Genomic DNA, 14,135 nt, shown 5'->3' on the forward strand with positions numbered 1-14,135 from the left:
CGTGGCGCGCAGTGCACCTTAGTGGCCGGCGACCTGGCCGCCGTCGACGTGGAGGATTTCGCCCGTCACGAAGGGCGCCGAGTCGAGATAGAGGATGGCGTTCACGATGTCGCTAATCTCGCCCATATGCCCCATCGGATGCAGCGCGCCGAGCGCGGCGTGAGTTTCGGGCGCGTGCATCGGCGACTTGATGATGCCCGGCGAGACCGCGTTGGCGCGAATACCGCGCTTCGCATATTCGATCGCCAGCGAGCGCGTTGCAGCGGCGAGACCGCCCTTGCTCAGCGAGGCCAGCACTGAAGGGACGCCGTCGATCGCGTGATCGACGAGCGTCGTCGTGATCGTGACGACGTGGCCGCTCTCGTGCTTTTCCATCTCTGCAATGGCGAGCTGCGTGATATGGAAGAAACCGTCGAGGTTGGTGCCCTTGATCGCCGCGTAGTCTTCCGCGGTGTATTGCGTGAACGGCTTCGCGATGAAAATGCCCGCGTTGTTGATCAGCGTATCGACGCGGCCAAAGCGAGAGACGGCCGTTTCGATGACGCGGCGCGCCGTGGCCGGGTCGGCGATATCGCCAGCCACTGCGACGAGATCGCTATCGTCAGTCTGTTTGATGTTGCGCGATGTCGCGACCACCTTGTGGCCGAGTGCGCGGAATGCCTTGGCGGTTTCGGCACCAATGCCTTGCGATGCGCCGGTGATCACGATGACTTTGGGGGCTTGACTCATATGAACCTCGAAGTAAGTTGGACTCTGTTTCTGATCGGGCTTGCTGCTCCGATGACGATCAATTTACGCATCCACGCCGCCCGTTTGAATACAGGACGCGGACAAACAGTTGTGAGTCGCAGGAACAAATGAGAGCAAGCGGCGGGCGACGGCGCACGGCGGAAAAGGTTATGCGAATGGTGTTTGAGACGATTTGGATAACTGAGTAATTTTGGCAGGCATTACCGCGTGATCCCTCACACGCGGTTGTCTGCGAAGCTCAGGAGGCTTGCATGCGCGGATCGTGGTCGAATTCAAGCCTGATCCCCCCTGGCTCGTACACCATGGTATGGCGTTTCGGCCCCGGCCCGAGGTTTTCCGGGGCAAATTCGATTTGCACGCCGGGCCAGGCGGACACGCGCGAAAAGATATCGTTGAGTGCTTCTTCGCTGACTACCCGTAAGGCAAGATGATGCAGGCCCACATGGGTCTTGCGGTCGAACTCGACCAGACGGCTCGGATCGGTCACTTGCCAGAGGGTCAACATGACGTGACCGTCCGAAACGAACGCCGCCGGATAACTGGGTCTTTCGCCAACCTGTTTCCAGCCCAGGCAATTCACGAAGAAGTCACGCGTGACATTCAGGTCGCGCACAGTCAGTCCGACATGATCGATGCCCAGTGTAAGCGGTTTGTCAGTCATGCTTCGATTCTCCTGAGTAAAGAGTGCGTCGATCCTGCGTTCCACACTTCACGGATCAAAACGCTGCCGAAACAATATAGCTGTGAAGATCGGCGTCGATTATCCCTTGCCGGTCACATCACTTTTTACGCGGTGTATCGCGCCGCGCGCAGAAGGCGGTTGGGCGTTGCATCGGGGCGGGCGCCGACCCCTCTCATGTGATCTCGGAAACTTCCTTGCATACATCTGCAATGTCAGATATAGTAAAAATCAGATATCTAGAAGGGCAATCGATGAACGATCCCGTCAATGAAGATTTCGAGCGCACGCAGAAGCTGGTGTTCGTGCTCGGTCAGGCGCACCACCTGATGGCCACCGAACTCAGGGCAGGACTCAAGGACGCCGGTCTGAACCTGCAGGAGCGCGGCATTCTGCTGACGCTGGCCGGCGGGAGCGCCAAACCGCCTGCGGCGCTGGCGAAGCTGCTTGGCGTGCCCCCGGCCCGGATGACCCGCGTGCTGGACAAGCTCGAATCCAGCGGGTTCGTGGAGCGCGCGCAATGACACGGACCGGCGCCTCGTGGACGTTTCGTTGACGCGGGAGGGCCGCGCGGTCGCAGCCCGCAACGCAAACGTTGCCCATGGCGCCTGGAGCGAGCGGCTCTCGCACTTTTCGAAGTCCGACTTCGACGCGTTGAGCACGCTGCTTTCGAGACTGCTCCATGGCTAGGGGCTTTTTTTGCCCAATTATCAGACATGTCAGATAGCGGCCCGTGCTTGACGGGACATTCGCACCCAGACGAGGAGAACCTAACATGAATCCATCGACCAACCCAGGCGGGCCAGCCCAGCTGACTGGCGCGAAGTTCGCGCTCGGCACCTTCGCCGTGGCGCTCGCCACCTTTATGAACGTGCTGGATTCGTCGATTGCAAACGTCGCGATTCCCACGCTCTCCGGCAACCTCGGCGTATCGATCGACGAAGGCACGTGGGTCATTACGCTGTTTGCCGCCGCCAATGCGGTGTCCATTCCGTTGACCGGGTGGCTGACGCAGCGTGTGGGCCAGGTCAAGCTGTTCGTCTGGGCGATTCTGTTGTTCGTGCTTTCGTCGGCGGCCTGCGGTATGGCCCCGAACCTGCTGACGCTGCTCGTCGCCCGTATCGTTCAGGGCGCGGTGGCGGGGCCGCTGGTGCCGTTGTCGCAAGCCTTGCTGCTCGCCTCCTTCCCCAAGGAAAAGAGTTCGAATGCGCTGGCGCTGTGGGCGATGACCGCGACCGTCGGACCGATCGCGGGCCCGGCGCTCGGCGGCTGGATCACCGACAGCTACAGCTGGTCCTGGATCTTCTATATCAACGTGCCGGTCGGCCTCTTCGCCGCCGGCGTGATCTGGGCGATCTACCGCGACCGCGAGTCGGCGGCACGCAAGCTGCCCATCGACAAGGTCGGGCTGATCTCGCTCATCGCGTGGGTTGCCCCGCTGCAGATCATGCTCGACAAGGGCAAGGATCTCGACTGGTTCAGCTCGCCAGTCATCTGGGTGCTCACCATCGTCGCCGCGGTCAGCTTCGCGTTCTTCCTGATCTGGGAATTGACTGAGGAAAAGCCGATCGTCAACCTGCGGCTGTTCACCAAACGCAACTTCCTCGGCGGCACGATTGCGATTTCCGTCGCGTATGCGATCTTCTTTGCAAACCTCGTTATCCTGCCGCAGTGGATTCAGGGCTTTCTCGGCTACCGCGCGGTGGATGCGGGCCTCGTCACCGCGCCGCTGGGGATCTTCGCCGTGATCCTCGCCCCCGTAATGGGCAAGGTCATGCCGCGCTCCGACCTGCGGGTGCTCGCCACGCTGGCGTTCGTAGGCTTCGCCGCCGTGTTCTTCATGCGCTCGAACTATACGACCGGCGTGGATGCGTGGGCGCTGATTCTGCCGACGCTGCTGCAAGGCATTCCCACGGCGCTGTTCTTCACACCGCTCACCGGCATCATCTTGTCGGGTCTGCGGTCCGACGAGATTCCGGCTGCCGCGGGCCTATCCAACTTCGTGCGCATTTTCGCCGGCGCCGTGGGCACATCGCTTATGAGCAACGCCTGGAACGACCGCACGATCCTCCATCACGCCCGGCTTGCCGAGCAAACGAGCGTGGAGAATCCGGCTTTCACCGGAGCCATTGCGCACCTGCAGGCGACGCTGGGCGGCGGCATTCCCAAGGCCACGGCCTTTTACGCGAACTCGCTCAACGCACAAGCCACAATGCTGGGGTTGAACGACATCTTCTGGATATCGGCGGTGATCTTTGTCGTGATCATCCCGCTGATCTGGGTGACGAGGCCGCTCAAGGGCGCTGGCGCTGGCGCTGGCGCGGCAGGCGCTGGCGGACACTGAATTCTGCAGTTGAATCCGGTCCGGTGGGCAGACGAGCCCCGCCTGTTTCTTCTTGACAATATCTGATAATGCAGATACTGTGATGTTCAACACGGAGGATGTCTCGATGGACCACTACACAGCGAGAAATTTCATGCTCACGGAAAGTGTCGGTTTCAGGATCGTCAAGGCGCGCAATCTGGTCGTCGCGGAGATGGACGCGGCGCTCAGAGACCTCGATATCACGGGCCAGCAAATGGGCATTCTGCTTTCGTTGAAGCAGGGTGTGGCCACCACGCCGTTCGAACTGTCGAAACTGCTCGGCATCGATACGGGCCTCATGACGCGGATGCTGGACAAGCTGGAATCGAAAGGGCTGCTGGAGCGTTCCCGCGACGCAGACGACCGTCGTGTGGTCAATCTGAACCTCACTGCAAAGGGACTGGAAACGGCGGAGCAGATTCCGGAAGTTGCACCGCACGTGTTGAACGCACGCTTGCGCAAATTCACCAAGGCGGAGTTTGCCGAACTGAACCGCCTGCTTCGCAAGTTCACGGACGACTGAACGGTGCGGCCGTAGTGCCGCGCTTTTTTTCGCTCATTAATCTGATATGTCAGAAAATGAAATCGCAGACTTCTAAAGCAAGCATCGGTGCCCGTACGCTGAAGCTGGGTGTATCGGCGATCGCGTTGGCCACGCTGGCGGCTTGCGCCAACTACGCGGGCATCCACAGCGACAAGCAGATGGCCCAGCCGCAACAGTACGAGACGGCGCAGAGCCTGCCGCAAGAGCAGGGGCACTGGCCGTCTGCCGATTGGGTCGACCAGTTCGGCGACGCGCAGCTGAAGGCGCTGATTGCGGAAGCGCTGCAAGGCAGCCCTACGGTCGAGCAGGCCAAAGCGCGCCTCGCTCAGGCGCAGGCCTATAGCGAAACCGCAAAGGCAGGCACGCTGCCGCGCGTGGATGCGAGCTACACGCTCACACGCCAGCAGTACAGCAGCACTGCGCTGATTCCGCCGCCGTATGCCGGCTCGTGGCAGACCGAAAACAAGGGCCTGCTCACGGCTTCCTACGATCTCGACCTGTGGGGGAAGAATCGCGAGGCGCTGCGCGCGGCCGTTTCGGAGACAGCAGCGGCAGAAGCCGACGAGGAAGTGGTCAAGCTCACGCTGGATACCTCGATCGCGCGTAACTACAACCAGCTGGCGCGGCTCTACGCCTTGCGCGACATCGCGCAGGAAGAAGTCGCGCGCCGCGAGCAGATCGACCGCATCACGGCGGGCCGCATCGCAACGGGCCTCGACACGCAGGTGGAACGCAAGACCGCGCAGGCGAACCTGGCGACAAGCCGCTCGCGGGTGAGCGCGCTCGACGGCAGCATTCTCACGACGCGCTACCAGTTGGCCGCGCTGATGGGCAAGGGCCCCGACCGCGGACTCGCGATCACGCGCCCGACGCTCGGCGCGGGCGACGAGGTGCGTTTGCCGGACAACCTGCCCGCCGATCTCGTGAGCCGGCGCCCCGATATCGTCGCGGCGCGCTGGCGCGTGGACGCGATCACGCACGAGGTGAAGGAAGCCAAGGCCGAGTTCTATCCGGACATCAATCTGAGCGCCGCGATCGGTCTGGACGCGTTCGGCTTCGGCCGCTTCCTGAGCGCCGCGAGCCGCACCGCGTCGGTCGGCCCTGCGATCCATCTGCCGATCTTCGACGGCGGCGAGTTGCGTGCGCAGTTGAAGGGCCGCTACGCGGAGTTCGACTACGCGGTGGCCGCCTACGACCAGACGCTCATTGGCGCGTTGAGCGGCGTGGCCACGCAGCTCGCGCAGATCCATTCGAGCGATGCGCAGCTCGTGGATGCCCAAACCGCGCAGCAGGCAGCGCGCGACGCCGACCAGCTTGCGATCACGCAATACAAGGGCGGCCTGACCAATCAGCTCACGGTGCTCAACGCCGACGTCACGGCGCTGAACGCCGACGAAACCATCGCGAACCTGAAGATGGATCGCCGCGATCAGCAGATCGCTCTGGCATCCGCGCTGGGTGGCGGCTATGTCGACACTTCAGCCGATACGGTCCGCCCCGCGGGCGTTGCCGCCCAACCCAACCCTCAAGCCAATTCCGTCATTGCCGTCGCGCGTTGAACGGCATGGTTGCAACACGTCAGGAAAACTGAAATGAGCGAAACGACCACGACCGACTGCAAGCCGGCGGAGCGCCTCGACGAGAAGAAAGGCGGCGCGCAAGCTGCCCCGGCCAACAACGACCAGCAGGCCACGCCCCCGGGCCGCCGCAAGCGCCTGATCGCGCTGCTCGGCACCGTGACGTTGATGGCGGGCGTTGCCTATGGCGCGTACTACTTCACGGAAGGCCGCTTTAACGAAACCACCGATGACGCCTATGTGAGCGGCAACCTCGTGCAACTCACGCCGCAGGTCCCTGGCACGGTGGTGGCCGTCAACGCCGACGACACTCAGATCGTGAAGGCGGGTGACCCCGTCGTGACGCTCGATCCGGCCGACGCAAGAATCGCGCTGGCCGATGCCGAAGCATCGCTCGGGCAGACCGTGCGCCGGGTGAGCGGCCTCTATGTCAACAACGACTTCTATGCGGCGAACGTGGCGCAACGCGAATCGGACCTGGCTCGCGCCAACGACGATCTGCGCCGCCGCATGGCCGTCGCGGACTCGGGCGCCGTTTCCGCCGAAGACATTGCCCACGCGCGCGATGCCGTGCAGGCCGCACAGGCCGCGCTCGACGCCGCGCGTCAGCAAGGGGCGGCGAATCACGCGCTGACCGATCGCACGTCGGTCGAACAGCATCCGGACGTGCAGGCGGCCGCCTCGAAGGTGCGCGCGGCGTGGCTCGCGTATGCGCGCGATACCTTGCCCGCGCCGGTCACGGGTTATGTGGCGCAGCGCCAGGTGCAGGTTGGCGAGCGCGTGTCGCCCGGCACGCCGCTGATGGCGATCGTGCCGCTCGACGGCGTGTGGGTGGACGCGAACTTCAAGGAAGTGCAGCTCAAGCACATGCGCATTGGCCAGCCGGTGACGCTCACTGCCGATGTCTACGGCTCGAGCGTGAAGTATCACGGTCGTATCGAAGGCTTTTCGGCGGGCACTGGCAGCGCCTTCGCGACGCTGCCGGCGCAGAACGCCACGGGCAACTGGATCAAGATCGTGCAACGCCTGCCGGTGCGCATTGCGCTCGATCCACGCGAACTCGCGGCGCGTCCGTTGCGCATCGGTCTTTCGATGACAGTGGACGCCGATACGCACGACGAATCGGGCTCGCAGCTCGGCGCGGCGCAAAACACGCGCTATCGCACCGACGTCTTTGCGCAGTACGACGCGCAAGCCACCGGCAAGATCGAAAAGATCATCAAGCAAAACGAAATGGCTGCACCGGCGACTGCATCACAACCTTCGCCGCAACGTGTGGCTTCGCACGAGCACAAGGCAATCGCGGGCTAAGGTTGTTTGGCAGCCCGGCTCAACGCTTCCGCATCGGCGGTAAGCGCTTTGGGCACCGCCTCGTGCAGGTAATCCATGAACGTCTTGATTTTGGCGTCGAGGTACTTTCGCGAGGCGTGCACCGCATAGGCGGTCAACCTCGGCAGACGATACTCCGGCAATACACGCACCAGCGCGCCGCTATCGAGCATGGCTAGCGCCGTCGACATCGGCAGCGCGCCAATCCCCACGCCTTCGCGAAGGGCGACACTGAGTGCATCGGGAAGATTGATCTCGACGGGCGCCTTCGGGAACGCCACCGTTTCGCGGCCGTTGGGGCCATGCAGATGCCAGCGATCGCGCGGGAAAAATGTCGTGGCGAACTGCAGGCACGTGTGTGCTTCGAGGTCCTGCACCATGCATGGCACGCCGCGGGTATTCAGATAGGCGGGCGCCGCACACAGCACGTTATGGACTTCGCCCAGCCGGTGCGACACGAGCCGGGAATCTGGCAACTCCGTCGTACTTAATTGAAGCATCACGTCATAGCCGGCCTCGATGATGTCGGGCGCGTGCTGCGATAACGTCAATTCAATCGACACCGCGGGATACCGCTCACGATAGCGCACGAGCGCCGGGACCACATAGGCCTGACCGAAGCTCGGCGACGCATGAACACGCAGCCGCCCCGAAGGGGCGACATGTGCATTGGCCGCCTCTGCCTCGGCCTCGTCGACATACGCGAGAACCTGCTCGCATCGCTCCAGATAGCGCTGGCCCGCCTCGGTTAGCGCGAGCCGCCGCGTACTCCGATGCAGCAGGCGCGTGCGCAGCTGCGACTCGAGTTGCGAGATCGCCCGCGATGCATTGGCAGTTTGAATGTCCAGGCGCAGCGCCGCGCGCGTAAAGCTTCCTTCTTGCGCAATGCGGACGAATATCCGCATCTTGTCCAGCTTGTCCATTACGCGTATTCCCACGGATAGCTCTGCCTCGCACGCAATTACGCCGCAAACTCGCGCCATGCCAGATTCCCCTATAAATGCAGGCGAATCTGTTCGGCAAAGGTCCGTATCACTTCTTCGTTACGTGAAAGAAACATCCATTGTCCGACTCGCGTCGAAACGAGCAGTCGCGCTTCGTCCAGTACGGCAAGATGCGCCGATATGGTGGACTGCGAGAGCCCGCTGCGAGCCTGGATGGGGTGTGCGGGCACGCCGCGGCCCAGATCGACGTGGCCCTCTGGAAAGGCATCGGCGGGGACCTTCAGCCACGCGAGGATGTCGCGCCGCAGTGGATTGGCGAGGGCCTTGTGAATCCGGTTCGCGTCTATCATGGCGTTCCTTGTGCTCTCGCGTGCTTCAATGCGGCTGCATCAACAACGTTCTGGCGATGGTTCCCGCCGCGCTTTCCCCAAGGTCTTCCCGCACGATCGACAGCGCCAGATGAATGCCGGCGCTTGCGCCGCCCGATGAATAGAGGTTGCCATCTTTCAGGCAGCCGGGATTGGACATGACGTGCACGCGTGGATGTTCCGCCGCGAGTCGGCGAGCGTCGCGCCAATGCGTGGTCAGCCAGCGACGGTCGGCAACGCCGGCGCGCGCCAGCAGGAACGCGCCATTGGAAATGCAGGCCAGCCTGCGCGTGGCGGACCCGGCGTCGCCGAGCCAAGCCACGAGTTCGCGATGCTCACTCGACGAACTCACCACGGGAGACCCGGGCACCAAGACGACGTCGAACGGCGTGTGCGTTTCGAACAGGCATTCCGTGGTGCCCACCGCCGTGCCGTTGGAAGACGGCACGGGCCCAGGGGAGGTCCCGACGAGGTGTGGTTCATAAAAGGCGCTGCCATACAGGCGATTCGCTGTATGAAACACATCCATTGGGCCGCTCACCTCGAGCAGTTGAAAACCTGCGTAAAGCATCATCGCGACACGCATGCGCCGTTACCCCGTGAACGCCTGCTCGACCAGCGCGGATTGCCGCGCGACGTGCGCCGAATGGTAGCCCGGCGCGGTCGATGCACCGGCATCAGGACCGGCGTAGGCGAGCTTCGCGCTCGTTGGCAGGAGCTCGCGCAACTGCGGCTCGACGAAACTCCATGCGCCCTGGTTGCGCGACTCCTCCTGACACCAGGCGACCGTCCTCAGGTTCGGATAGCGCGCGAGTTCGGCGGCCAACTGTTCTGCGGGAAACGGATACAGCTGTTCGACGCGGATGATCGGCGTGTCGGTCGCGTCCGCGCGGCGATGCTCGAGCAATTCGTAGTACACCTTGCCCGTGGCCACGATGACGCGCTCGACGCTGGATGCCTGCGATGCCTCGACCTGCGTATCCGGAAGTACTTCGCGGAATTCGCCCTCGCTCAACGCTTCGAACGTGCTGACCGCTTCCGGGTGCCGCAACAGCGACTTGGGCGTCATGACGACAAGCGGGAGGCGATCGGAGGCGAGTGCCTGCCTGCGCAGCAAATGGAACAGCTGCGCGGGCGTAGTCGGCTGGACGACGCGCATATTGTCCTGCGCGCTCAGCTGCAGATAGCGTTCGAGCCTCGCCGATGCATGCTCGGGTCCCGCGCCTTCCTGCCCGTGAGGAAGGAAGAGCGTCAGGCCGCTGCGTTGCCCCCACTTGGCGGCGGCCGCTGCGATGAACTGGTCGATTACCACCTGCGCACCGTTTGCGAAGTCACCGAATTGCGCCTCCCAGATCACCAGCGCATCGCGGTTCACCGTCGTGTAGCCGTACTCGAACGCGAGCACTGCCGCTTCGGCAAGGATGGAGTTCGTCACTCTGAAGCGGCCGCGCGCGTTGCCACTCGCGTCAGCGAGATGATCGAGCGGAATATAAACGCCATCCGGACGGTTCATGCGCGTTTGATCGTGCAACACGGCGTGACGATGATTGAACGTCCCGCGCGCGCTATCCTGCCCGCTCAGTCGAACGCTGACCCCATCGCCAAGCAGCGAAGCGAATGCCAGATGCTCGCCCATGCCCCAGTCGAGCGGCCGCTTTCCTGAGGCCATTTCCTGGCGCCCTGTGATCATCTTCTTGACGAGCGGATGAAGCGCCAGGCCTTCGGGAACGATCGAAATCTGCTGCGCGAGACTGCGCAGCGCTTCCGTCGAAGGGGCGGAGCAGGAGACCGGGCCGGGCGCTTCGTCCCGTGAAGAGATGGCCTCTGAGCCGTCGGTTGCATTCGCACGCTCGAGCAGTTCACGCCGCGCGCTGACATAGCCCTCTGCTTCTTCGGTTGTCAACACGCCTTGCCCAATCAGCTTCTGCGCATAGCGCGTTCTCACGCCGGGATGACTGGCAATCGCACGATACATCAGCGGCTGCGTGATGCCCGGCGTGTCCTGTTCCTGGTGCCCGTGTTTGCGGAAGCACACGAGATCGATGACTACGCTCCGCTTGAACGCGGTGCGATAGTCGAGGGCAAGCCGGACCGCCATCGCGACGGCTTCGGGGTCGTCGCCATTCACATGCAGGATCGGCGCCTCGATCATCTTCGCGACGTCCGTGGTGTAGAACGACGAACGCGTGTCGCGCGGATCGGAGGTCGTGAAGCCGATCTGGTTGTTAACAACGATGTGGAGGGTGCCACCCGTGCCGTGGCCGCGCGTATAGGAGAGGCTCAAGGTTTCCATCACGACTCCTTGGCCGGACATCGCCGCATCGCCGTGAATCTCGACCGGCAGAACCTCGACGCCGTCGGCGCTGCCCAGGAGCTCGCCCTTGGCGCGCGCCATGCCCTGCACGACCGGGTTGACGATTTCCAGATGCGAAGGGTTGAACGCGAGCATCACTTCGACCGGCCCTTCAGGGGTTTCGACCGAACTCGTAAAGCCCTTGTGATATTTCACGTCGCCCGCGGGCAGTCTCTCGGGATTCTTGCCATCGAATTCGTCGAACAGCGCACGCAATGGCTTGCCCACGATATTCACCAGAACGTTCAGGCGTCCGCGGTGCGCCATGCCCATCACCACTGCGCGCAGCTTTTTCGAAGCCCCGTAGCGCACGACTTCGTCGAGCATCGGAATCAGCGATTCCGCGCCCTCGAGCGAGAAGCGCTTTTGCCCGACATAGCGCGCGTGAAGGTACTTCTCGAGGCCCTCTGCCGCGCTCAGGCGTTCCAGCAGCCGGCGTTTTTCCGCTGCCTGCAGCGACGGCCTCGCCCGGGTGGATTCGAGCTGCATCTGCCACCAGCGCCGCTGCTCTGCGTCGGTCAGATGCATGAACTCGGCACCGAGCGTGCCCGTGTAGGTATGCTCCAGTGCGGCGACGAGCTCCTGCAACGTGGCGTCGTCGTCGAACAGGAACGTGTCGGCGGTGCTGAATGTCGTCGCCATGTCTGCGGCCGTCAGACCGTAGTAAGCCGGGGTCAACTCGGCGTAGGCGCGTGACGGCGTCCACGACAGCGGATCGAGATTGGCCGCGCGGGTGCCGATCACGCGGAACGCGGCGATCAGCGACTGTACCGCGACCTGTTTGCGTGCGAGGCCGAGACCGGCGTCATTCGCGAGGGTAGTGTCGGCATGAACGATCGCTCGCGGCGGCCGCTTCGCGAGCTCGACAAAGCGGGAAATGACGGGGGCGTGCGGCTCGTCGTCGCGATCACTGCCGTCGATAGCGGGCATTTCGCGCAGTGCATCGAACCACGCCCGCCATTCACTGGTGACCGCATCCGGGTCAGCCAGGTAAGTTTCATATTGGTCTTCGACGTAAGGGGCGTTGCCCCCGAAGAGGAAAGAGCTCTGACGTTCTTTCAACATGATCAATCTGCCTTTGGTCGGTGTGCGGTCCAATGTGGGGCGCAACACGTGGAGTGATGGCGATAACGCCTTCCGGTCCGTCCGGGTTGTTTGCCCAGCCGCAGTCGTGAACACAGTCTAGTGATGCGGGGCAGCGGGCGAAATGCGCGCGTGGTGCCGCCGCCTGCCAACTAGTGGACGTTTTGGGCCACGCTGCCGATTTGTTACACCGACGCACAATACTTTTTCAGGGGACAGACTGCATGCACTAACGACGATGCGTTAAGCTGCGCCACGGTCCTGGTTGGGACACCACATCTGAAGGTCACGGCATGAAAGTCGCCATTGTTGTATTCGATGGTGTGCAGGCGCTAGATGTTGCAGGCCCACTCGATGTGTTCGCCGAGGCGAACACATTCCTCTCCGACCATCAGCGCTACGAGGTGACGCTCGTCGGGCGCGAGGCGGGCGGCGTGACCTGCTCGAACGGCATGCAACTGGCGGTCTCGCGTGGCTATGCCGACAGCGACATGCAATGGGACCTGCTGCTCGTAGCAGGCGGCCCGCAGTTGCCCGACGTGCATCCGTCGAATGAGTTTCTCGCCTGGCTGCAAAACCAGGCGCGCAGCGCGAGCCGCTTCGGTTCGGTGTGCAACGGCGCATTTGTGCTGGCGCATGCGGGGCTTCTCGATGGCAAGGAAGTGACGACCCACTGGTCGGATGCCGGGCGCCTGTCCAATGAATTCCCGCACGCCAACGTGCAGCCGGACCGCATTTTCGTGCGCGACGGGCGACTGTTCACATCGGCGGGCGTGACCGCGGGCATCGATCTATGCCTCGCGCTGGTGGCGGAAGACTGGGGACATGAACTGGCGGTGCGAGTCGCGAAGCGGCTGGTGGTGTATATCCAGCGCGAAGGCGGGCAGTCTCAGTACAGTCCGTATATCGGTGCGGGCAAGGACGAGGATCCCATACTCGGCAAGGTGTATCGCTACGTGAGCGAACATATCACCGATACGCTTTCTATCGAGGAGCTGGCGAGTGCGGCTGCCGTGAGCCGGCGCACCTTGTCGCGCATCTTCGCCAAAAACGCCAAGGTCACGCCCTCCGTATTCGTCGAGCAGGTTCGCGTCGACACGGCGAGGAAACTGCTGGAGGATACGGATGCGCCGCTCAAGACGGTCGCATTCAAATGCGGCTTTCATAGCGCCACGCATATGCGTACGACGTTTTCGCGGCGCCTGAACGTCACGCCGAAACAATATCGTCTGCGATTCCGCGGGGAGGCGAGTGCATAGCGGCGATTCCCTGGCGGAACCGGCGAACCCCAATTCCGCGCCATTCCTTCCCGATATCATCGAACCTGGGTTGTCCGTATTGTTTTGTGGGATCAATCCAGGCATGCGTGCGGCGGCCACGGGGCGCCACTTCCATGGCAGAGGGAACCGCTTCTGGCGAGTGCTCCATCTCGCCGGTTTTATGCCGGAGGAGTTTCGCCCCGAGAACGACCGCGAGTTGCTGCAGCATGGCTTTGGTCTGACTACGGCGGTCTCGCGCGCGACGGCACGCGCGGACGAGTTGTCGAGAGCGGAGATTCAGGACGCTGCGGCGCAATTCGAGCTCAAGGTGCAGCACTACGCGCCGCGGTTTATCGCCTTTCTTGGCAAGATGGCGCTTGCCGAAATGTCCGGCAAGCGCGATATCCAGTGGGGTTTGCAACCCAGCAGATTCGGCGGCGCGCGCGCCTGGGTTCTGCCGAACCCGAGCGGCTTGAATCGTGCTTTCAGCCTCGACGCGCTCGTGAGCGCGTACCGCGAGCTTCGTATGACGGCTCAGTCGTTCTCAGTTGCTCGTTAATCGCCCCCAGCGTGATTAACGCGCGGCCTGAATGCCTACGCCGCGATTCTAGGCATCGTGCGCCGTTCGGTATCGCCTCCCAAGCTGGATTGGCTCAAAACAGCGCAGAAATGACCCATGCGTAATCAGTCAGGTTTGCGTTGGCGCCGCGCACATCGCGCGTTGTGCGAATCATGACCGGACGACTTGGCAAAATTCTCGTACTAGATGGCCCAAAATCAGACCAGGCGAGACTTTAAGAAATTGGGCTCATCTCTGACAATAAAGCCGTCAGTGGACAGCAACAATGCGCGGCGAAACCGATGGTGTGGTCATCGTATCGCGT

At 62.8% G+C, this 14,135-nt stretch carries 14 protein-coding genes; 8 read left to right on the forward strand and 6 right to left on the reverse strand.

Annotated features, from left to right (window positions below):
* Window positions 1-18: 18 nt before the first annotated feature.
* Both P5W98_RS29530 and P5W98_RS29535 read right to left on the reverse strand, forming a co-directional pair.
* A complete protein-coding gene (locus P5W98_RS29530) occupies window positions 19-729 on the reverse strand; it encodes an SDR family NAD(P)-dependent oxidoreductase (protein ID WP_421027325.1) in 711 nt (236 codons plus the stop codon).
* Window positions 730-988: 259 nt separating this feature from the next.
* Window positions 989-1,411 (reverse strand): VOC family protein, encoded by a 423-nt coding sequence (locus tag P5W98_RS29535; RefSeq protein ID WP_421027326.1) that lies wholly within the window; start codon window positions 1,409-1,411, stop codon window positions 989-991.
* Between the two features lie 272 nt (window positions 1,412-1,683).
* Between P5W98_RS29535 and P5W98_RS29540 the strand changes: the two genes are divergently transcribed.
* The 6 genes from P5W98_RS29540 to P5W98_RS29565 all read left to right on the forward strand — a co-directional run bounded on the left by P5W98_RS29540 (window position 1,684) and on the right by P5W98_RS29565 (window position 7,226).
* Window positions 1,684-1,953 carry a MarR family winged helix-turn-helix transcriptional regulator gene (locus P5W98_RS29540; protein ID WP_421027327.1) on the forward strand — a complete coding sequence of 90 codons (270 nt, stop codon included), beginning with the start codon at window positions 1,684-1,686 and terminating at the stop codon, window positions 1,951-1,953.
* 16 nt (window positions 1,954-1,969) lie between these two features.
* Window positions 1,970-2,119 (forward strand): hypothetical protein, encoded by a 150-nt coding sequence (locus P5W98_RS29545; protein ID WP_421027328.1) that lies wholly within the window; start codon window positions 1,970-1,972, stop codon window positions 2,117-2,119.
* Between the two features lie 85 nt (window positions 2,120-2,204).
* Window positions 2,205-3,773 (forward strand): DHA2 family efflux MFS transporter permease subunit, encoded by a 1,569-nt coding sequence (locus P5W98_RS29550; RefSeq protein WP_421027329.1) that lies wholly within the window; start codon window positions 2,205-2,207, stop codon window positions 3,771-3,773.
* Window positions 3,774-3,879: 106 nt separating this feature from the next.
* The gene (locus P5W98_RS29555; protein WP_421027330.1) at window positions 3,880-4,317 is read left to right on the forward strand and encodes a MarR family winged helix-turn-helix transcriptional regulator; all 438 of its coding nucleotides are present in this window, start codon (window positions 3,880-3,882) and stop codon (window positions 4,315-4,317) included.
* Window positions 4,318-4,373: 56 nt separating this feature from the next.
* Window positions 4,374-5,897 carry an efflux transporter outer membrane subunit gene (locus P5W98_RS29560; RefSeq protein ID WP_421027331.1) on the forward strand — a complete coding sequence of 508 codons (1,524 nt, stop codon included), beginning with the start codon at window positions 4,374-4,376 and terminating at the stop codon, window positions 5,895-5,897.
* A 33-nt stretch (window positions 5,898-5,930) separates the two neighbouring features.
* On the forward strand, window positions 5,931-7,226 hold the full coding sequence (locus tag P5W98_RS29565; protein WP_421027332.1) for an HlyD family efflux transporter periplasmic adaptor subunit: 1,296 nt from the start codon (window positions 5,931-5,933) through the stop codon (window positions 7,224-7,226).
* Here P5W98_RS29565 and P5W98_RS29570 read toward each other — a convergent pair.
* The 4 genes from P5W98_RS29570 to P5W98_RS29585 all read right to left on the reverse strand — a co-directional run bounded on the left by P5W98_RS29570 (window position 7,223) and on the right by P5W98_RS29585 (window position 11,974).
* Window positions 7,223-8,167 carry a LysR family transcriptional regulator gene (locus P5W98_RS29570; protein ID WP_421027333.1) on the reverse strand — a complete coding sequence of 315 codons (945 nt, stop codon included), beginning with the start codon at window positions 8,165-8,167 and terminating at the stop codon, window positions 7,223-7,225. The genes P5W98_RS29565 and P5W98_RS29570 overlap by 4 nt on opposite strands.
* Window positions 8,168-8,238: 71 nt before the next feature.
* On the reverse strand, window positions 8,239-8,538 hold the full coding sequence (locus P5W98_RS29575; RefSeq protein WP_421027334.1) for an ArsR/SmtB family transcription factor: 300 nt from the start codon (window positions 8,536-8,538) through the stop codon (window positions 8,239-8,241).
* 25 nt (window positions 8,539-8,563) lie between these two features.
* Window positions 8,564-9,142 (reverse strand): AraC family transcriptional regulator, encoded by a 579-nt coding sequence (locus P5W98_RS29580; RefSeq protein WP_421027335.1) that lies wholly within the window; start codon window positions 9,140-9,142, stop codon window positions 8,564-8,566.
* A gap of 6 nt (window positions 9,143-9,148) precedes the next feature.
* Window positions 9,149-11,974 (reverse strand): 2-oxoglutarate dehydrogenase E1 component, encoded by a 2,826-nt coding sequence (locus P5W98_RS29585; RefSeq protein ID WP_421027336.1) that lies wholly within the window; start codon window positions 11,972-11,974, stop codon window positions 9,149-9,151.
* A gap of 311 nt (window positions 11,975-12,285) precedes the next feature.
* Between P5W98_RS29585 and P5W98_RS29590 the strand changes: the two genes are divergently transcribed.
* Together P5W98_RS29590 and mug are read left to right on the forward strand one after the other, a co-directional pair.
* Window positions 12,286-13,251 carry a GlxA family transcriptional regulator gene (locus P5W98_RS29590; protein ID WP_421027337.1) on the forward strand — a complete coding sequence of 322 codons (966 nt, stop codon included), beginning with the start codon at window positions 12,286-12,288 and terminating at the stop codon, window positions 13,249-13,251.
* Window positions 13,244-13,810: a G/U mismatch-specific DNA glycosylase gene (gene mug, locus P5W98_RS29595; RefSeq protein WP_421027338.1), complete on the forward strand. Its 567-nt coding sequence runs from the start codon at window positions 13,244-13,246 to the stop codon at window positions 13,808-13,810. Before P5W98_RS29590 ends, mug begins: the two co-directional genes overlap by 8 nt.
* Window positions 13,811-14,135 lie beyond the last annotated feature (325 nt).

Origin of the sequence: Paraburkholderia sp. A1BS-2L, assembly GCF_051125205.1 — a bacterium.
GTDB lineage: Bacteria > Pseudomonadota > Gammaproteobacteria > Burkholderiales > Burkholderiaceae > Paraburkholderia.